The 18,738-nt window shown below is 63.6% G+C and carries 16 protein-coding genes; 7 read left to right on the top strand and 9 right to left on the bottom strand.

Annotation, left to right across the window (positions count from 1 at the left end; translation table 11 throughout):
- On the bottom strand, positions 1 to 159 hold the full coding sequence (locus tag N7650_RS14175) for a hypothetical protein (protein ID WP_009395635.1): 159 nt from the start codon (positions 157 to 159) through the stop codon (positions 1 to 3).
- A 187-nt stretch (positions 160 to 346) separates the two neighbouring features.
- On the opposite strand from N7650_RS14175, the gene N7650_RS14170 reads away from it, so the two are divergent.
- From N7650_RS14170 to N7650_RS14155, 4 genes are all read left to right on the top strand, one after another.
- The gene (locus N7650_RS14170; RefSeq protein WP_279898747.1) at positions 347 to 796 is read left to right on the top strand and encodes an EVE domain-containing protein; all 450 of its coding nucleotides are present in this window, start codon (positions 347 to 349) and stop codon (positions 794 to 796) included.
- A 100-nt stretch (positions 797 to 896) separates the two neighbouring features.
- Positions 897 to 1,856 (top strand): biotin/lipoyl-binding protein, encoded by a 960-nt coding sequence (locus N7650_RS14165; RefSeq protein ID WP_080604712.1) that lies wholly within the window; start codon positions 897 to 899, stop codon positions 1,854 to 1,856.
- Positions 1,853 to 4,573 carry a ribosome-associated ATPase/putative transporter RbbA gene (rbbA, locus tag N7650_RS14160; protein WP_279898745.1) on the top strand — a complete coding sequence of 907 codons (2,721 nt, stop codon included), beginning with the start codon at positions 1,853 to 1,855 and terminating at the stop codon, positions 4,571 to 4,573. The genes N7650_RS14165 and rbbA overlap by 4 nt, the downstream gene beginning before the upstream one ends.
- The gene (locus tag N7650_RS14155; protein ID WP_279898744.1) at positions 4,573 to 5,682 is read left to right on the top strand and encodes an ABC transporter permease; all 1,110 of its coding nucleotides are present in this window, start codon (positions 4,573 to 4,575) and stop codon (positions 5,680 to 5,682) included. Before rbbA ends, N7650_RS14155 begins: the two co-directional genes overlap by 1 nt.
- Here N7650_RS14155 and N7650_RS14150 read toward each other — a convergent pair whose 3' ends face one another.
- Positions 5,683 to 6,090: a flagellar basal body-associated protein FliL gene (locus tag N7650_RS14150; RefSeq protein WP_009395646.1), complete on the bottom strand. Its 408-nt coding sequence runs from the start codon at positions 6,088 to 6,090 to the stop codon at positions 5,683 to 5,685.
- A 163-nt stretch (positions 6,091 to 6,253) separates the two neighbouring features.
- Between N7650_RS14150 and N7650_RS14145 the strand changes: the two genes are divergently transcribed.
- A complete protein-coding gene (locus tag N7650_RS14145) occupies positions 6,254 to 7,231 on the top strand; it encodes an NADPH:quinone oxidoreductase family protein (protein WP_279898742.1) in 978 nt (325 codons plus the stop codon).
- 86 nt (positions 7,232 to 7,317) lie between these two features.
- Here the strand turns inward: N7650_RS14145 and N7650_RS14140 are convergent, their stop codons facing one another.
- From N7650_RS14140 to trxA, 5 genes are all read right to left on the bottom strand, one after another.
- Positions 7,318 to 7,968 (bottom strand): gamma-glutamylcyclotransferase, encoded by a 651-nt coding sequence (locus N7650_RS14140; RefSeq protein WP_279898740.1) that lies wholly within the window; start codon positions 7,966 to 7,968, stop codon positions 7,318 to 7,320.
- Between the two features lie 285 nt (positions 7,969 to 8,253).
- Entirely contained in the window at positions 8,254 to 9,222 is a 969-nt protein-coding gene (locus N7650_RS14135; RefSeq protein ID WP_279898737.1) for a CDP-6-deoxy-delta-3,4-glucoseen reductase, read from the bottom strand.
- Positions 9,222 to 10,688, bottom strand: coding sequence for a 4-hydroxy-3-polyprenylbenzoate decarboxylase (ubiD, locus tag N7650_RS14130; RefSeq protein WP_009395653.1), 1,467 nt, complete (start codon positions 10,686 to 10,688; stop codon positions 9,222 to 9,224). The genes N7650_RS14135 and ubiD overlap by 1 nt, the downstream gene beginning before the upstream one ends.
- Before the next feature lie 127 nt (positions 10,689 to 10,815).
- Positions 10,816 to 12,075, bottom strand: coding sequence for a transcription termination factor Rho (rho, locus tag N7650_RS14125; protein WP_009395654.1), 1,260 nt, complete (start codon positions 12,073 to 12,075; stop codon positions 10,816 to 10,818).
- Positions 12,076 to 12,302: 227 nt separating this feature from the next.
- A complete protein-coding gene (trxA, locus tag N7650_RS14120) occupies positions 12,303 to 12,629 on the bottom strand; it encodes a thioredoxin TrxA (protein WP_279898734.1) in 327 nt (108 codons plus the stop codon).
- Positions 12,630 to 12,869: 240 nt separating this feature from the next.
- Between trxA and ppx the strand changes: the two genes are divergently transcribed.
- Entirely contained in the window at positions 12,870 to 14,372 is a 1,503-nt protein-coding gene (ppx, locus tag N7650_RS14115; protein WP_009395656.1) for an exopolyphosphatase, read from the top strand.
- Here ppx and ppk1 read toward each other — a convergent pair.
- Entirely contained in the window at positions 14,359 to 16,602 is a 2,244-nt protein-coding gene (ppk1, locus tag N7650_RS14110) for a polyphosphate kinase 1 (RefSeq protein WP_009395657.1), read from the bottom strand. The two genes, ppx and ppk1, sit on opposite strands and share 14 nt — an antisense overlap.
- Positions 16,603 to 16,621: 19 nt before the next feature.
- Entirely contained in the window at positions 16,622 to 17,632 is a 1,011-nt protein-coding gene (hemB, locus tag N7650_RS14105) for a porphobilinogen synthase (RefSeq protein ID WP_009395658.1), read from the bottom strand.
- Between the two features lie 208 nt (positions 17,633 to 17,840).
- Here hemB and N7650_RS14100 point away from each other — a divergent pair, with 208 nt between their 5' ends.
- On the top strand, positions 17,841 to 18,476 hold the full coding sequence (locus tag N7650_RS14100; protein WP_081263055.1) for a DedA family protein: 636 nt from the start codon (positions 17,841 to 17,843) through the stop codon (positions 18,474 to 18,476).
- Positions 18,477 to 18,738 lie beyond the last annotated feature (262 nt).

The following is an 18,738-nucleotide window of genomic DNA, read 5'->3' as shown; positions in this document are numbered from 1 at the left end:
TCAGCGCTGGACCTGGGCCTGGGCTTGCGCAGGAACGACCGGCATCTGGTAGGCAGCGTCGGCCTTGCGCTCCCAGAAGCTCTGGGCGTAACCGGTGGTGACCACGCCAAGACCGAACACGAAGACGAGTACCCAGAACAAATCCGGTTTGCGATTCATCGATTGCCCCCCTCAGGCAAACTCATCACGATGTCCGCAGCGGTTCTTGTTATAAGCCGTGCAGCAGCGTCAAGCTGAAAAAATTTGGCGCATTTTCCGACAACGCGCGTCTGCACGCAAACCTTGACGTCAACCAGTCGTCGGTTTGATGCAACAGGTTGTTTCAAAGCAAACAGGTAACGAATCCATGGCGTATTGGCTGATGAAATCCGAACCCGACGAGCTGTCCATCGAGGACCTGGCCCGTCTTGGCGAGGCACGCTGGGACGGCGTGCGCAATTACCAGGCGCGCAATTTCCTGCGCGCGATGGCGGTCGGTGACCAGTTCTTTTTCTATCATTCCAGTTGCCCCGAGCCGGGGATCGCCGGCATCGCCCGGATCAGCGCCGGTGCCTATCCGGATCCGACCGCACCGGACCCGCAGAGCCACTACCACGACGCCAAGGCAAGCGCCGAGAAAAACCCCTGGAGCGCAGTGGATGTGGCCCATGTGGAAACCTTCCGCAAGGTCCTGGGCCTTGGCTACCTCAAGCAGCAGGCCGCCCTTGCCGAACTGCCGCTGGTGCAGAAGGGCAGTCGCCTGTCTGTGATGCCGGTCACAGCGGAGCAATGGGCGGCAATACTCAATCTTCGCTGAACGGGGTAGGATCGGAACTCATTTGACGCTAATCAACCCACCAGGGCAGCTGGTCCGTCACACTCTGACGCGTACGTAAGCAGGATGCGAAACCATGTCGATGAGCCAACATACACCCAGGATCTTCGCCGGCGCACTGATTGCGCTGCTGCTGGCGGCCGGAGGCCTGGGCTACTGGAAATCCCTGCATGACCGCCTGCCCGAGGGCCTGGCCATGGGCAACGGGCGACTCGAAGCCACCGAGGTGCAGATCGCCAGCAAAATCCCCGGGCGCCTTGCAGAAGTGCTGGTCGACGAAGGCGACAAGGTCGTCCGTGGCCAGCTTCTCGCCCGCATCGATACCCGTACCCTCGAAGCCCAGCGCAGCCAGGCCGAGGCCGAAGTCCTGCGAGCCCGGGAAAACTTCGCCGCCGCCCAGGCCACCGTGCAACTGCGCCAGAGCGAACAGTTGCTGGCCAGCCAGGAATTGAAGCGGATCAAGGAACTGTTCCAGCGCAAGTACGCCAGCCAGCAGTTGCTCGACCAGCAACAGGCGCGCTTCGACACCAGCAATTCTGCAGTGGTTGCCGCCCGTGCACAGTTGGCGGCGATCAAGGCGGCGATCGGTGCGGCCGAGGCCCAGGTTGCCCAACTGACCAGCGAGATCGACGACAGCAGCCTGCGCGCGCCGCTAGACGGCGTAATCCAGTTGCGCCTGGCCGAGCCGGGCGAAGTGCTGGGTGCCGGCGGCCGTGTGCTGCTGCTGATCGACCCGGGCGACCAGTACATGAACCTGTACCTGCCCGCATCGACCACCGGCCGCCTAACGGTCGGCGACGAGGCCCGCATCGTCCTCGACGCCCTTCCCGACCAGGCTCTGCCGGCGAAGATTGCCTTCGTCGCGGCCAAGGCGCAGTTCACCCCCAAACAGGTGGAAACCCGTGACGAGCGGCAGAAGCTGGTGTTCCGGGTGAAACTGCGCCTGACCACACCCGACGCGGTGCCCCAGGCCAAGCCCGGCATGCCCGGGGCCGGCTACGTGCGCACCACCTCCGTGGACTGGCCGGCCAACCTGCAATGAGCGCCCTGGCGCTGCGGGCGAGCGGGATCGATCACCGCTACGGCGCGCTGCAAGCCCTGCGCGACATCACCTTTGACCTCCCCGCCGGCACCCGCTGCGGGCTGATCGGCCCGGACGGCGCCGGCAAATCGACCTTGCTCGGCCTGATCGCCGGGGTAAAGCGCCTGCAGCAGGGCGAGCTGGAAGTCCTCGGCGGGCCGATCCGCAAGCGCTCGCACCGCGCCAGCCTGTACCCGCTGATCGCCTTCATGCCCCAGGGCCTGGGCGGCAACCTGTACCCGGACCTGTCGATCAGCGAGAACATCCGCTTCTTCGCCACTCTGTTCGGCCTGTCCCGCAGCGAATGCGATGCGCGCATGCAGACCCTGCTCGAAGCCACCGACCTCGCCCGCTTCGCCGAGCGCCCAGCGGGCAAGCTGTCCGGTGGCATGAAGCAGAAGCTCGGCCTGTGCTGCGCGCTGATCCACGAGCCGGACCTACTGATCCTCGACGAGCCCACCACGGGCGTCGATCCACTGTCACGTCGGCGTTTCTGGGAGCTGGTGGAGCGGGTGCGCCAGCAGCGGCCGCAACTGACGCTGCTGGTGGCGACGGCCTATATGGAGGAAGCCGAGCAGTTCGAACACTGCCTGATGCTCGACCGCGGCCAGTTGATCGCCGCCGGCCTGAGCAGCGAACTGGCCAGCGTCACCCCGGGCGGCAAGCTGGACGAAGCCTTCACCCATTTCCAGGGTGATCGCCGGCACGACGCCGAGCCCTTGCGGATTCCGCCTCGGGAAAGCCAGGACGACAGCATCGCCATCGAAGCCCATGACCTGACCCTGCGCTTCGGGGACTTCACCGCGGTGAACAAGGTGAGCTTCGCCATCGGTCGCGGCGAGATCTTCGGTTTCCTCGGGTCCAACGGTTGCGGCAAGACCACCACCATGAAGGTGCTCACCGGCCTGATGCCGGCCAGCGAAGGCAGCGCCACCCTCCTCGGCAGGCCGGTGGACGCCAGGGACCTGGCCACACGCAAGCGGGTCGGCTTCATGTCACAGAGCTTCTCGCTGTACGGCGAGCTCAGCGTGCGCCAGAACCTCGAACTGCACGCCCGCCTGTTCGACCTAGACAAGGCCGACAGCACGCCACGGATCGCCGAACTGATCGAGCGCTTCGACCTCGGCGAGGTGGCCGACCAGCAGTCCGGCGCCCTGCCGCTGGGCCTGCGGCAACGCCTGTCGCTGGCCGTGGCGGTACTGCATCGCCCGGAAGTGCTGATCCTCGACGAGCCGACCTCCGGTGTCGATCCCGCCGCCCGCGACGACTTCTGGCGCTTGCTTGTCGAGCTGTCGCGCGAGCAGGGCGTCACCATTTTCCTTTCCACCCACTTCATGAACGAAGCCCTGCGTTGCGATCGCATTTCGCTGATGCACGCCGGCACGGTGCTGGCCTGCGACACGCCTGCGGCGCTGCAGGTGCGGTACGGCGGCGAGACGCTGGAGGACGCCTTCGTCACCTGCCTGGAACAGGCCCAGGGTGGCGCGCTGGATACACCGCAGGCCAATCTGGACAACCCTGCCGGCCCGGCCAGTCCGCCACCACGTCGCGGCTTCAGCCTGACCCGGCTGGTCGCGGTGGCCAGCCGCGAGGGCAAGGAGCTGCTGCGCGACAAGGTGCGCCTGGCCTTCGCCCTGGCCGGTGCGCTGTTCATGATGGTCATCTTCGGCTTCGGCATCTCCCTGGATGTGGAGAACCTCGCGTTCGCCGTCTACGACCAGGACCAGAGCCCGCAAAGCCGGGCCTATCTGGAAGCCTTCCGCGGCTCGCGCTACTTCGCCGAACAACCGCCCATCCGCGACCCGCAGCAGTTGCACCAGCGCCTGCAACGTTCGGAGATCAAGCTGGCCCTGGAAATCCCGCCGGGTTTCGGGCGCGACCTGATGGCCGGGCGCCAGCCGGTGGTCGCTGCCTGGCTCGACGGCGGCATGCCGTTCCGCGCCGAAACCAGCCGTAACTATGTCGAGGCAGTGCACCAGGCCAACCTCGAGCAACTGGCGGCCCTGAGCAGCCCGGCGCAACCGCGCCAGGCGGCGGTAAAACTGGAAACCCGGTTCCGCTACAACCAGGACGTGGTCAGCGTGAACGCCATCGGCCCGGGCGTGATGGCGCTGATCCTCGCCTTCATCCCGGCGATGCTCACCGCACTGGGCATCGTCCGGGAGAAAGAACTGGGCTCGATCACCAACTTCTACGCCACGCCCCTGACCCGCCTGGAATTCCTTCTCGGCAAACAGGTGCCGTACCTGGCGGTGAGCCTGGTCAACCTGGCCTTGCTGGTGGCAATGAACCGCTGGCTGTTCGGCGTACCGTTCAAGGGCAGCGCCCTGGCCCTGGCCTGCGGTGGCGTGCTGTACCTGCTGGCGACCACCAGCCTCGGCCTGCTGATTTCCGCCTTCACCCGCACCCAGATTGCGGCCATCCTCGGCACCATGATCCTCACCAGCCTGCCGACCATCCAGTTTTCCGGGCTGATCGTGCCGCGCTCGTCCCTCGACGGCTCGGCGGCGCTGATGGGCCAGTTGTTCCCGGCGGGCTACTTCCTCGACATCGCCGTCGGCACCTTCACCAAGGCCCTCGACCTGCGCGAGCTGTGGCCGCAGTGCCTGGCGCTGCTGGGCTTTTTCGCCGCGTTCACTGGGTTGAGCCTGGTCATGCTGAAGAAACAGGAGGCCTGATGCAGCGTCTCGTCCATATCCTGCGCCTGGGCCTGAAGGAACTCACCAGCCTGCGCCACGACAGTGTCCTGCTGCTGTTCCTGCTCTACGCCTTCAGCGTGGCCATCTACATGCCGGCGGCAGGCTCGGTGATCGGTGTGCATAACGCCAGTGTCGCGGTGGTCGACGAGGACCGCAGCCTGGTCTCGCGCAAGCTCGCCGAAGCCCTGCAACCACCGGAGTTCCAGGCGGCGGTGCCGCTGGCCTACGAGCAGATGGACCGCAGCCTGGACCACGGCCTGTTCACCTTCGTCATCAATATCCCGGTGAATTTCCATACCGACCTGCTGGCCGGGCGCTCCCCGGAAATCCAGATCAATGTCGACGCCACGGCAATGAGCCAGGCGTTCATGGGCGCGGGCTACATTACACGGATCTTCGAACGCGAGCTGCTCGACTACGCCAACGCCGCCAATCGCCCGCCGATCCAGCTGGAACCGCGGGCGCTGTTCAATCCCAACCTGGAGGGCGGCTGGTTCCTCGCGGTGATCCAGATCATCAACAACATCACTATCCTTGCCATCGTCCTGACCGGCACGGCGCTCCTGCGCGAACGCGAGCACGGCACCCTCGATCACCTGCTGGTGCTGCCCCTGACGGCACTGGAAATCATGCTGGCGAAAATCGCCAGCAACGCGCTGGTGGTCGTGCTGTGCACCTGGGTGTCGCTGGAAGTCATCGTGAAGTGGGCCCTGGGTGTGCCGCTGGCGGGCTCGCTGGGGCTGTTTCTCGGAGTGACCGCACTGTATCTGTTCGCCAGCACCGCGCTGGGGATCTTCCTCGCGACCCTTGCACGTTCGACACCGCAGTTCGGCCTGCTGGCGATCCCGGTGATCATCCCGATGCTGCTGCTCTCGGGAGGCAGCACGCCGCTGGACAGCATGCCGCAATGGTTGCAGTGGGTGATGCAGCTGTCGCCTTCGACCCACTTCGTCAGCCTCGGCGCCGCAATCCTGTTCCGCGACGCCGGAGTCAACGTGGTCTGGCCGGACCTGCTGGCCCTGGCGGCGATCGGCCTGGCATTCTTCGCGATCGCCCTGGCGCGCTTTCGCCGCAGCCTGGCCTCGTGACTACTGGACGATCAGGTTGTTGAACAGCAGGTCTTCGACGACCGGGCGGCCTTCTTCGTTTTCCAGCACCTGCTGGACCTGCTTGAGGGCTTCCTGGCGCAGCTTTTCCTTGGCTTCGACATTGCTCATGGCATCCAGCGGCTGCTGGGTGAACAGCGCCACCAGCTGGTTGCGGATCAGCGGCTCGTGGTGCTTGACCGCGGCAGCATCGGCGTCGCCGGTGACCTTGAGCGCCACGTCGGCCTTGTACACCCGCAGGCGCGGGCTACCGTCGAGGGCGTAGTTGCCGACGAATGGCGGGTTCAGACTGACATAGGACACCTTGGGCGCCGCGCCTTCCTTCTCTTCTTCGGCCATTGCCGCTGCTGGCAGCATCAGTGCCAGTACCACCAGGATCCACGCTTTCACGAACTCGCTCCTCGAAACAATGGGTCGCCAGCATACCCAGCGCGCCAGGCAAACCCAAGCCCGGGCTGGCTTATGCCGGCCTATTCAGGCCAGGCCATGCTCGTTGACCCGGCCCCTCGCCTACCTACACTTATCGGCCACCCCTCGCAAAGGAATAGCCCCGATGAAAGCCTTGTTGTGCAAAGCCCATGGTCCGGCCAGCGACCTGGTGCTGGAAGAGGTCGCCAGCCCGGCACCGAAGAAGAACGAGATCCTCCTGGACGTGCACGCAGCCAGCGTCAATTTCCCTGACACCCTGATCATCGAAGGCAAGTACCAGTTCAAGCCGCCCCTGCCGTTTTCGCCAGGTGGCGAAGCGGCAGGGGTGGTCAGCGCAGCCGGGGAAAGCGCTGGCGGCTTCAAGGCCGGCGACCGGGTCATGGCCCTGACCGGCTGGGGCAGTTTCGCCGAGCAGGTGGCGGTGCCGGCCTATAACGTGATGCCGATTCCCGAAGGCATGGACTTCGTCACCGCATCGGCGTTCGGCATGACCTACGGTACGTCGATGCATGCCTTGCGCCAGCGTGGCCAACTGCAACCGGGCGAGACCCTGCTGGTGCTGGGCGCCTCGGGCGGTGTCGGGCTGGCGGCGGTGGAAATCGGCAAGGCCATGGGCGCACGGGTAATCGCTGCCGCCAGCAGCGCGGACAAGCTGGAGACAGCCAGGGCCGCCGGGGCGGATGATCTGATCGACTACAGCCAGGCCAGCCTCAAGGACGAAATCAAGCGCCTGACCGCCGGCAAGGGCGTCGATGTGATCTACGACCCGGTCGGCGGCGACCTGTTCGACCAGGCCGTGCGTGGCCTGGCATGGAACGGACGGCTGCTGGTGGTGGGCTTTGCCAGCGGGCGGATTCCCGAGTTGCCGGTGAACCTGGTGCTGCTCAAGGGCGGCGCGGTGCTTGGCGTGTTCTGGGGATCATTCGCCCAGCGCCAGCCGGCGGACAATGCGGCGAATTTCCAGCAATTGTTTACCTGGTTTGCCGAAGGGAAGCTGAAACCGCTGGTGTCGAAGACCTATCCACTGGCGGAGGCCGGGGAAGCGATCGAGCAACTGGCTAGCCGCAAGGCGGTGGGCAAGTTGGTGGTGAAAGTGAGGTAAACCTCAAGGGCCTCATCGCTGGCAAGCCAGCTCCCACAGGGTTGGTGGGAGCTGGCTTGCCAGCGATAGGGCCCTCGACAACGCCATCAATTCCCCTGCTGGGAATGACAGCGCCTGTACCGCGCCTCAAGGTTGCGGTCCGGCATTGCATGGCTGCGCAGCGCCTCCAGCGTTTGCTCCACATACTCACGGGTGGTGCCGTAGCGCCCCTTGGCGCTGGCGAGGATGTGCGTGAGCAGGCTGTCCGGCAGATTCCCCGCATAGCAAGGCAGGTGCCGCTCCAACACGAAGCCCAGGGCCTGGACCTTGCTGCCGTCATCCAGCCGGCAGTTGAGCCAGTGCGGTTTGTAGGCAGGGTATGGCATCTCCCGCTGCCATAGCGCCAGCAGCGAGTCCTGCAAGGTTTCTTCCGGCAGGCGATAGGCGAAGCCGCTGCACGAGCCGCCTCGGTCGAGCCCGAACACCAGCCCCGGGCACTCCGGTGTGCCGCGATGCTCGTGGGACCAGAGGTACAGCCCGCGGTGATAGCCATGCACGCGCCCACGGCGCCGCTCGGTCGATTGGCATTCCGGACGCCAGATCAACGAACCGTAGGCGAACAGCCAGACCGGCCCGCCATGATGCAGGGCCATGGTCTTTTCGACCGATTCAAGAAGTTGTTCCCGGGACAATTGCTGTCCGAAATCCAGCACCGGGGGATACGCCTGGGGGAAAGGTGCAGGTTCAAGTACCGACATAGCCGCCGCCAAAGATCCTCGTGAAATACCGAAGTACCTCACTATAAAGCCAACACTCTCGTTGAACACTTACCGTACGGCAGATAGCGGTGCGTTAACAAGCCCCGTTGCGCTCAGAGCCCGTGAATTCGGGCATTTCGGAATATTCGACTGTACTTTTGCAAGTGTAGCGATACTTTTTCACGTTGCGCGCAACAATGAATAAATGCCAGCCCTTATAAGCTTTACTTGCGCAGTTGGTTATTTACCTCAGGCGCGCCATTGCAACGCGCCTTATTACCGAAGTTACCCCCGTGGGGCATAAGCAAATACATCGGCACGCATCTGGTGCGCGTCCATGCCGGCTTCGACCAGGGCGTCGAGGGTCGCATAGACCATGTTCGGCGAACCACTGGCATAGACATGGACCAGCGACAGATCGTCGATATCCTCGCAGACCGCCTCGTGCAACAGGCCGCAGCGCCCCGTCCAGCCGCACTGATCGCTGACCACCTGGTGCAGGAACAGGTTGGGCAGTTGCTGCCACTGCGCCCACGCCTCGATCTCGTAGAAGTCCTCGGGCCGGCGCACGCCCCAATACAGATGCACCGGATGCGCGAACCCCTGCACCCGGCAATGCTCGATCAGGCTGTGCATCTGCGCCATGCCGGTGCCGGCGGCGATCAGCACCAGCGGAACATCGGGCAGTTCGGCCAGGTGGGTATCGCCGAAGGGCATCTCGATCCGGGCCATGCCGTTGCGCTGCAACTGGGCAACCAGGTCTACCGCGCTTTTTTCGCGGGCCAGCACATGCAATTCGAGATCGCGGCCGCTGTGCGGCGCCGAAGCCAAGGAAAAGGCCGCCTTGTCCCCGCCGTCACGCTCGATCATCAGGTATTGCCCAGCATGGTAACGCGGCGGCTTGCCGGCCGGCGCGCGCAGGCGGACGCGATAGACGTCGCCGCCAACCGGCGCACATTCACTGAGCTGGCAGGCCAGCTTGCGCACCGGCAGCTCACCAAGGGCGAGCACGCCATCCCAGAGCAGCACGCAGTCTTCCAGCGGCTCGGCGATGCAGGTGAACAGCTCGCCGTGATCGCGCACCTCGCCGTTCTGGCGCACGCGACCCTCCACCAGCAAGGCGGCGCAAACATGGCAGTTGCCATTGCGACAGCTCTGCGGGCAGTCGTAACCCAGGCGCTGCGCCGCTTCCAGAATCCTCTCGCCGGGGGTGACGGTCATCACCGCCCCGGACGGCTGCAAGGTCACCTGCATCAATCTATTCCCAACTGGTTCCACAATTCATCGATCCGCTTGGTCACGGCTTCGTCCTTGACGATGACCCGGCCCCATTCGCGGCTGGTTTCACCCGGCCACTTGTTGGTGGCATCCAGGCCCATCTTCGAGCCGAGGCCCGAGACCGGCGAGGCGAAGTCCAGGTAGTCGATCGGGGTGTTGTCGATCATCACCGTATCGCGCTTGGGGTCCATGCGCGTGGTGATGGCCCAGATCACGTCGTTCCAGTCCCGCGCATTGACGTCGTCGTCGGTGACGATAACGAACTTGGTGTACATGAACTGTCGCAGGAACGACCACACCCCCAGCATTACGCGCTTGGCGTGGCCCGGGTACTGCTTCTTCATGGTCACCACCGCCATGCGGTACGAGCAGCCTTCCGGCGGCAGGTAGAAGTCGGTGATCTCGGGGAACTGCTTCTGCAGGATCGGCACGAACACCTCGTTCAGCGCCACACCGAGGATCGCCGGCTCATCCGGCGGCCGGCCGGTGTAGGTGCTGTGGTAGATCGGCTTGGTACGGTGGGTGATGCGCTCGATGGTGAACACCGGGAAGCTGTCCACTTCGTTGTAATAGCCGGTGTGGTCGCCATACGGGCCTTCCGGCGCGGTTTCGCCCGGATGGATCACGCCTTCGAGGATGATCTCGGCAGTGGCCGGAACCTGCAGGTCGCTGCCGCGGCATTTCACCAGCTCGGTACGGTTGCCGCGCAGCAGGCCGGCGAAGGCGTACTCGGAAAGGGTGTCGGGTACCGGGGTGACGGCACCGAGGATGGTCGCCGGGTCGGCACCCAGGGCCACTGCCACCGGGAACGGCTTGCCGGGGTTCTTCTCGCACCATTCGCGGTAATCAAGGGCGCCGCCACGGTGGCTCAGCCAGCGCATGATCACCTTGTTGCGGCCAATCACCTGCTGGCGGTAGATGCCGAGGTTCTGGCGCTCCTTGTTCGGCCCGCGGGTGACGGTCAGGCCCCAGGTGATCAGCGGCGCTACGTCGCCGGGCCAGCAATGCTGGATCGGCAGCATGCCCAGGTCGACGTCGTCGCCTTCGATGACCACTTCGTGGCAGGGCGCATCCTTTACCACCTTCGGCGCCATGGACACGACCTTCTTGAAGATCGGCAGTTTCGACCAGGCGTCCTTCAGGCCCTTCGGTGGCTCTGGCTCCTTGAGGAAAGCCAGCAGCTTGCCGATCTCGCGCAATTCGCTGACCGACTCGGCACCCATGCCCATGGCCACCCGCTCCGGAGTACCGAACAGGTTGCCCAGCACGGGAATGTCGTAACCGGTGGGACGCTCGAACAACAGTGCCGGCCCCTTGGCCCGCAGCGTGCGGTCGCAGACTTCAGTCATTTCCAGGACCGGCGAAATGGGGACCTGGATGCGCTTGAGTTCAGAGCGCTGCTCCAGGCCACGGATAAAGTCGCGCAAATCGCGATACTGCATGCGTGAGCCTCGTATTGGCCGTATCGGTCGGGGTGGGCAGTGTAACGTCGATCCGGGCCGGTCAGAATAGCGTTTATGACAGATAGCAAAAAGCCGGGTTTCCCCGGCTCTTGCATACAGCGAGTGCTTACTTGCGCTTCATCGACAGGAAGAACTCGTCGTTGGTCTTGGTCTGCTTGAGCTTGTCGACCAGGAACTCGATGGCGGCGATCTCGTCCATCGGGTGCAGCAGCTTGCGCAGGATCCACATGCGCTGCAGTTCGTCGTCGGCGGTCAGCAGCTCTTCGCGGCGGGTACCCGAACGGTTGATGTTGATGGCCGGGAACACACGCTTCTCGGCGATGCGGCGGTCCAGGGGCAGTTCCATGTTGCCGGTACCCTTGAACTCCTCGTAGATCACTTCGTCCATCTTCGAGCCGGTTTCGACCAGCGCTGTGGCGATGATGGTCAGCGAGCCGCCTTCCTCGATATTACGCGCGGCACCGAAGAAGCGCTTCGGCTTCTCCAGGGCGTGGGCGTCGACACCACCGGTCAGGACCTTGCCGGAGCTCGGGATCACGGTGTTGTAGGCGCGGGCCAGGCGGGTGATGGAGTCGAGCAGGATGACCACGTCCTTCTTGTGCTCGACCAGGCGCTTGGCCTTCTCGATAACCATCTCGGCCACTTGCACGTGACGGGTCGGCGGCTCGTCGAAGGTCGAGGCGACCACTTCGCCGCGCACGGTGCGCTGCATCTCGGTCACTTCTTCCGGGCGCTCGTCGATCAGCAGGACGATCAGGTGGCACTCGGGGTTGTTGCGGGTGATGTTCGCCGCGATGTTCTGCAGCATGATGGTCTTGCCCGCTTTCGGCGGGGCGACGATCAGGCCGCGCTGGCCCTTGCCGATCGGGGCGCAGAGGTCGATCACGCGGCCGGTGAGGTCTTCGGTGGAACCGTTGCCGGCTTCCATCTTCAGGCGCTCGTTGGGGAACAGCGGCGTCAGGTTTTCGAACAGGATCTTGTTCTTCGCGTTTTCCGGACGGTCGAAGTTGATGGTGTCGACCTTCAGCAGTGCGAAGTAACGCTCGCCCTCTTTAGGCGGCCGGATCTTGCCGACGATGGTGTCGCCGGTGCGCAGGTTGAAACGACGGATCTGGCTGGGCGAGACATAGATGTCGTCAGGGCCGGCCAGGTAGGAGGAGTCCGCCGAACGCAGGAAGCCGAAACCGTCCTGGAGAATCTCCAGCACGCCGTCACCGGAGATTTCCTCGCCGCTTTTCGCGTGCTTTTTCAGCAGGGAGAAAATCACATCCTGCTTGCGCGAACGGGCCATATTTTCTATGCCCATCTGTTCGGCCATTTCGAGCAGATCGGTAATCGGCTTTTGCTTGAGTTCAGTCAGGTTCATAAGGGGAATGGAGTAATCATGTAAGAAAGGAGAGATTAAGCATCTGGCTTAATGAAGCCGCGCCGCGGGAGGCGAATGATCGCGTACTGAATTCGAATTGGAATGCGGCGACGGGCGTGCAGGGGGCACTGGAGAATCAGTGCGAGGCCGAATGTAACACCTGCTTTTTCTGGCGTCTAGTCACCAGAAAGAGAAAAGCCCCGACGAATGCGGGGCTTTTTCGAGGCTCAGAGATTGGCGTCGAGGAAGGCTGCCAGCTGCGACTTGGACAGCGCGCCGACCTTGGTAGCCTCGACATTGCCGTTCTTGAACAGCATCAGGGTCGGGATACCACGAACGCCGTGCTTGCCCGGGGTTTCGGCGTTTTCGTCGATGTTCAGCTTGGCGACGGTCAGCTTGCCCGCGTAGGTCTCGGCGATCTCGTCCAGAACAGGAGCGATCATTTTGCAAGGACCGCACCATTCAGCCCAGTAGTCCACCAGTACAGGGCCTTCGGCCTGCAGCACGTCGGCCTCGAAAGAGGCGTCGGTGACGTGTTTGATAAGTGCGCTCATGGAAATCTCCAAGTTCGGAAGCAAAAAAACGTCGCTCATCATAGCCGCCCTGCCAGCCGACAGGAAGTCGCAATCGATTGAGTCTAACTATGATAGTTGATGATTTGCCGAATGGACTGTCACACAAAAGACACAATTCCTACGCGAAACTGCGCCATATCAAGCCCCGGAGTGCCGCGCGTTGGCGTATGACGTCTATCGTGGCAGGATTGCCGGGTTAACGACCGAGAAGCCATTACCATGCCCCACTCCTCCGCCAAGAACCTTTCCCTGATCGCCGCCATCGACCTGGGCTCCAACAGTTTCCACATGGTTGTAGCCAAGGCCCATCACAGCGAGATCCGCATCCTGGAGCGCAATGGCGAGAAGGTCCAACTGGCGGCCGGTATCAATGAAGAACGCCATCTCAGCGAAGAGTCCATGCAGCGCGGCCTCGACTGCCTGAAGCGCTTTTCGCAACTGATCAACGGCATGCCGCAGGGCTCGGTGCGCATCGTCGGCACCAACGCCCTGCGCGAAGCGCGCAACCGCGGCGAATTCATCCGCCGCGCCGAAGAAATCCTCGGCCACCCGGTGGAAGTGATTTCCGGTCGCGAGGAAGCCCGCCTCATTTACCTGGGCGTTTCCCATACCCTCGCCGATACGCCGGGCAAGCGCCTGGTCGCCGATATCGGCGGCGGCAGTACCGAATTCATCATTGGCCAGCGTTTCGAACCGTTGCTGCGCGAAAGCCTGCAGATGGGCTGCGTCAGCTTCACCCAGCGTTATTTCCGCGACGGCAAGATCACCCCGGCGCGCTACGCCCAGGCCTACACCGCAGCACGCCTGGAACTGATGAGCATCGAAGGCGCACTGCACCGCCTGGGCTGGGACGAAGCCATCGGTTCCTCCGGTACCATCCGCGCCATCGGCTCGGCGATCAAGGCGGCTGGCCTGGGCAGTGGCGAAGTCAACGCCGAAGGCCTGGCCTGGCTCAAGCGCAAGCTGTTCAAACTGGGCGAGACCGACAAAATCGACTTCGACGGGGTCAAGCCCGATCGCCGGGCGATCTTCCCGGCGGGCCTGGCGATCCTCGAGGCCATCTTCGACGCCCTCGAACTGCAACGCATGGACCATTGCGACGGCGCCCTGCGCGAAGGCGTGCTATACGACCTGCTCGGCCGCCATCACCACGAGGACGTGCGCGAGCGCACCCTCACCTCGCTGATGGAGCGCTACCACGTCGACCAGGGCCAGGCCGCTCGGGTCGAGCGCAAGGCGTTGCATGCCTTCGACCAGGTGGCCAAGGCATGGGATCTTGAAGAAGGAATCTGGCGCGAACTGCTGGGCTGGGCAGCCAAGGTGCACGAAGTGGGGCTGGACATCGCCCACTATCACTATCACAAGCACGGCGCCTACCTGATCGAACACTCCGACCTGGCCGGATTCTCCCGCGAAGACCAGCAAATGCTGGCCCTGCTGGTACGTGGCCATCGCCGCAACATCCCCAGGGACAAGTTCGCCGAGTTCGGCGACGAAGGCACCAAGCTGATCCGCCTGTGCGTGCTGCTGCGCTTCGCCATCCTCTTCCACCACATCCGCGGCAACCAGCAAATGCCGAAGGTGCAGTTGCAAGCCAACGAAAACAGCCTGGACGTGGCCTTCCCCGATGGCTGGCTGCAGGAGAACCAGCTGACCCGGGCCGACTTCGAGCAGGAAGCCGAGTGGCTGACCCGGGTAGGCTTCGTCCTCAGCGTACGCTGAGGACCGGGTTGCTCAGGCGCTCCAGCAGGGTCGCCTGGGCACTGCGCGGGTTCTGGTTGCCGGTCGGCGAGCTGCGTACGTAGCGCCCGTCCGGTTGCAGGATCCAGGCGTGGGTGTTGTCGGTCAGGTACCCTTCCAGCTCCTTCTTCACACGCAGCAGCAATTTCTTGCCTTCCACCGGGAAGCAGGTCTCGACGCGCTTGTCGAGGTTGCGCTCCATCCAGTCGGCACTCGACAGGAAAATCTGCTCGTCGCCGCCATTGAGGAAGTAGAACACCCGCGTGTGCTCGAGGAAGCGGCCGATGATCGAACGCACATGGATGTTGTGCGAAACCCCGGCGATACCCGGACGCAGGCAGCACATGCCACGCACCACCAGGTCGATGCGCACCCCGGACTGGCTGGCCTTGTACAGCGCGCGGATGATCTTCGGATCGGTCAGCGAGTTGAACTTGGCGATGATGTGCGCCGGCTTGCCGTCGAGGGCAAACTGGGTCTCCCGGGCGATCATGTCGAGCATGCCTTTCTTCAGGGTGAAAGGCGCGTGCAGCAGCTTCTTCATGCGCAGGGTCTTGCCCATGCCGATCAACTGGCTGAACAGCTTGCCGACGTCTTCGCACAGAGCGTCGTCGGAGGTCAGCAGGCTGTAGTCGGTATACAGGCGCGCATTGCCGGCGTGGTAGTTGCCGGTGCCCAGGTGCGCGTAGCGGACGATCTCACCGGCTTCGCGACGCAGGATCAGCATCATCTTGGCATGGGTCTTGAAGCCGACCACGCCATAGATCACCACGGCACCAGCGGCCTGCAGACGGCTGGCCATCTGCAGGTTGGACTCTTCGTCGAAGCGCGCGCGCAGTTCGATAACCGCGGTGACTTCCTTGCCGTTGCGCGCGGCGTCCACCAGTGCATCGACGATTTCCGAGTTGGCACCGCTGCGGTACAGGGTCTGACGCACGGCAAGAACGTGGGGGTCCTTGGCGGCCTGGCGCAGCATGTCCACCACCGGTGTGAACGATTCGAACGGGTGCATCAGCAGGATGTCCTGCTTGCCCACCACGCTGAAGATGTTCTCGCTGTTCTGCAGCAGCTTGGGAATCGCCGGCGTGAACGGGGTGTACTGCAGTTCCGGGTGGCTGTCCAGGCCAGTAATGCTGAACAGGCGGGTCAGGTTGACCGGGCCGTTCACCTGGTACAGCTCGCTCTCGCTCAGGCTGAACTGCTTGAGCAGATAGTCGGACAGGTGTTTCGGGCAGGTGTCGGCGACTTCCAGGCGCACCGCATCACCATAGCGACGGGAGAACAGCTCGCCGCGCAGCGCGCGGGCCAGGTCTTCCACGTCTTCGGAGTCCAGTGCCAGGTCGGCGTTACGGGTCAGGCGGAACTGGTAGCAGCCCTTGACCTTCATGCCCTGGAACAGGTCGTCGGCGTGCGCATGGATCATCGACGAGAGGAATACATAGTTGTCGCCAGGGCCGCCGACTTCCTCGGGCACGCGGATGATCCGTGGCAGCAGGCGCGGCGCCGGGATGATCGCCAGGCCGGAATCGCGGCCGAAGGCATCGACACCTTCCAGCTCGACGATGAAGTTCAGGCTCTTGTTCACCAGCAGCGGGAACGGGTGGGTCGGATCCAGGCCGATCGGCGTGATGATCGGCGCGATCTCGTCGCGGAAGAAGCGGCGCACCCAGGTCTTCAGCTTGGCGGTCCAGTGCCGGCGGCGGATAAAGCGGATCTGGTGCTTTTCCAGTTCCGGCAGCAACACATCGTTGAGGATGGCGTACTGGCGCTGAACTTCGCTGTGCACCAGGTCGCTGATTCGCGCCAGCGCCTGGTGCGGCTGCAGGCCGTCGGCGCCGGCCTGTTCGCGGGCGAAGGTGATCTGTTTCTTCAGGCCCGCAACACGAATTTCGAAGAACTCGTCCAGGTTGCTGGAGAAGATCAGCAGGAATTTCAGCCGCTCCAGCAAGGGGTAGGACTCATCCAGCGCCTGCTCCAGCACACGGATGTTGAACTGCAACTGCGACAGCTCGCGATGGATATAAAGACTGCTGTCGTCCAGGCCCGGGATCGCCACGGCCGGCGCCGGCGCAGCGGCCGCCGTTTCCGCGGAGACGACCGGAACCGCAGCGGGCTCGGGCGGGGTTTCCAGCATCGGCTCGGGAATGACCGGCCCTTCCTTCACGTCCTTGATGTCCTTAACCGCAGCTTCGATCAGTGCTTCGTTATTCATATTGCGTTCCTGAAGGGCGTTACTGCCCTCTCATCAATTGTGCGGCGCGCACAGCGAAATACGTGAGAATGCCGTCGGCACCCGCGCGCTTGAAGGCGGTGAGCGACTCGAGAATGACGCCCTCGGAGAGCCAGCCATTCTGGATCGCCGCCATGTGCATCGCGTATTCGCCGCTGACCTGGTAAACGAAGGTCGGCACCTTGAACTCGTCCTTGACCCGCTGAAGGATATCCAGATACGGCATGCCTGGCTTGACCATGACCATATCGGCGCCTTCGCTGAGGTCGGCCGCCACTTCATGCAGCGCCTCGTTGGTATTGGCCGGGTCCATCTGGTAGGAGGCCTTGTTGGCCTTGCCCAGATTGAGCGCCGAACCGACCGCATCGCGGAACGGACCATAATAGGCGCTGGCGTACTTGGCCGAGTAGGCCATGATGCGCACGTTGACATGGCCGGCCACTTCCAGGGCCTCGCGGATCGCCTGGATGCGACCGTCCATCATGTCCGACGGCGCGACCACCTGGGCGCCGGCGTCGGCATGGGACAGCGCCTGGCGGACCAGGGCATCGACGGTGATGTCGTTCTGGACGTAACCCTCTTCATCGAGGATGCCGTCCTGGCCGTGGGTGGTGAACGGGTCGAGAGCGACGTCGGTGATCACCCCCAGCTCCGGGAAACGCGCGCGCAGCGCACGGGTAGCGCGCTGGGCAATGCCCTCGGGGTTCCAGGCTTCGGCACCATCAAGGGACTTCTTCTCGGCCGGGGTTACCGGGAACAGGGCCAGGGCCGGAATGCCCAGTTCGACCCACTCGGCCGCCGCTTCCAGCAGCAGGTCGATGCTCAGGCGCTCGACGCCCGGCATGGACGCGACTTCCTCGCGACGGTTCTCACCATCGAGAACGAAGACCGGCAGGATCAGGTCATCGACTGTCAGAACATTCTCACGAACCAGGCGACGGGAAAAATCGTCGCGGCGATTGCGACGCAGGCGGGTAGCGGGAAACAGGCGATTGGCAGGGGTAAAGCTCACGGCAGACTCCTGAGCCCGCATGGACAGGCGGGCGCGACAGTTATAAGCGGCCATTATGACGCTTGTGTGACAGGCGGGGACAACCCTGCGACCTACAGACGCAGTCATTGTCCCTTGTAGGAATTGTTCACGTCGAGACACATTTGGACACTTTCCCCGAAGGCCATGAAGGGGTAGGCTGCGCGTTCATTTCGCCAGCATCCAGAAAATGCTCCAACAATTCCTGCAAGATTTTGGCTACTTTGCCCTTTTTCTAGGTACGTTCTTTGAAGGCGAGACCATCCTGGTGCTGGCCGGATTCCTGGCGTTCCGCGGATACATGGATATCAACCTGGTGGTGCTGGTGGCCTTCTTCGGCAGCTACGCCGGCGACCAGCTCTGGTACTTCATGGGGCGTCGCCATGGACGCAAACTGCTGGCGCGCAAACCACGCTGGCAAATGATGGGCGACCGTGCACTGGAGCATGTGCGCCGCCATCCCGACATCTGGGTGCTGAGTTTCCGCTTCGTCTACGGCCTGCGCACAGTAATGCCGGTGGCCATCGGCCTGTCCGGTTATCCACCGCGCCGCTACCTGCTGCTCAATGGCATCGGCGCGGCCATCTGGGCCCTGGCCCTTGGCGCGGCCGCCTACCACTTCGGCGCGATCCTCGAAGGGCTGCTGGGCAATGTGAAAAAGTACGAGCTATGGGTGCTTGGCGGTCTGCTGGTGCTGGGCGGCCTGCTGTGGTTGCGCCGACGCTTCAAGGCTGCGCGCATCGCCAAACAGCAAGCGCAGGCCCAGCAGGCTGAGCAGCCCGTAGGCGAGCAGAACGACCCATCCCAGGACGGTGACCGGCGCTAGACCGGCCCACCCGGCCAGCGCGTAGGCCGGCAGGTTCAGCGCCAGGCGCAGCACTTCCAGCTTCAGCGCCCAGGGACGGTTCTCCAATGCCGTCCCTAGCACGAACAACCCGAACCCGATCACCAGCGCGCCCAGCCACAATGCTGGCAGCGACAGATGCGGGCCCGCGTTCATCAGATAGCTGCCCAGCGCCACGTACACAACGAACTGCAGCACTACATAGAGCTGTCGCGACCAGGCCAGGGGCACCTCGAACTTCTTG

It is taken from the genome of Pseudomonas sp. GD04058, assembly GCF_029836855.1.
In the GTDB taxonomy this organism is placed as follows: Bacteria; Pseudomonadota; Gammaproteobacteria; order Pseudomonadales; family Pseudomonadaceae; genus Aquipseudomonas; species Aquipseudomonas bharatica.
This window is presented reverse-complemented; position numbering and strand designations above follow the sequence as displayed.

What these genes read in the sequence shown, in the direction of transcription:
- N7650_RS14175 (WP_009395635.1), bottom strand. Translation starts at nt 159, where the DNA reads ATGAATCGCAAACCGGATTTGTTCTGGGTACTCGTCTTCGTGTTCGGT.
- trxA (WP_279898734.1), bottom strand. Translation starts at nt 12,629, where the DNA reads ATGAGCGCACTTATCAAACACGTCACCGACGCCTCTTTCGAGGCCGAC.
- N7650_RS14135 (WP_279898737.1), bottom strand. Translation starts at nt 9,222, where the DNA reads ATGCAGGTGACCTTGCAGCCGTCCGGGGCGGTGATGACCGTCACCCCC.
- N7650_RS14165 (WP_080604712.1), top strand. Translation starts at nt 897, where the DNA reads ATGAGCCAACATACACCCAGGATCTTCGCCGGCGCACTGATTGCGCTG.
- ppk1 (WP_009395657.1), bottom strand. Translation starts at nt 16,602, where the DNA reads ATGAATAACGAAGCACTGATCGAAGCTGCGGTTAAGGACATCAAGGAC.
- N7650_RS14155 (WP_279898744.1), top strand. Translation starts at nt 4,573, where the DNA reads ATGCAGCGTCTCGTCCATATCCTGCGCCTGGGCCTGAAGGAACTCACC.
- rho (WP_009395654.1), bottom strand. Translation starts at nt 12,075, where the DNA reads ATGAACCTGACTGAACTCAAGCAAAAGCCGATTACCGATCTGCTCGAA.
- rbbA (WP_279898745.1), top strand. Translation starts at nt 1,853, where the DNA reads ATGAGCGCCCTGGCGCTGCGGGCGAGCGGGATCGATCACCGCTACGGC.
- ppx (WP_009395656.1), top strand. Translation starts at nt 12,870, where the DNA reads ATGCCCCACTCCTCCGCCAAGAACCTTTCCCTGATCGCCGCCATCGAC.
- N7650_RS14170 (WP_279898747.1), top strand. Translation starts at nt 347, where the DNA reads ATGGCGTATTGGCTGATGAAATCCGAACCCGACGAGCTGTCCATCGAG.
- N7650_RS14100 (WP_081263055.1), top strand. Translation starts at nt 17,841, where the DNA reads ATGCTCCAACAATTCCTGCAAGATTTTGGCTACTTTGCCCTTTTTCTA.
- N7650_RS14145 (WP_279898742.1), top strand. Translation starts at nt 6,254, where the DNA reads ATGAAAGCCTTGTTGTGCAAAGCCCATGGTCCGGCCAGCGACCTGGTG.
- N7650_RS14140 (WP_279898740.1), bottom strand. Translation starts at nt 7,968, where the DNA reads ATGTCGGTACTTGAACCTGCACCTTTCCCCCAGGCGTATCCCCCGGTG.
- ubiD (WP_009395653.1), bottom strand. Translation starts at nt 10,688, where the DNA reads ATGCAGTATCGCGATTTGCGCGACTTTATCCGTGGCCTGGAGCAGCGC.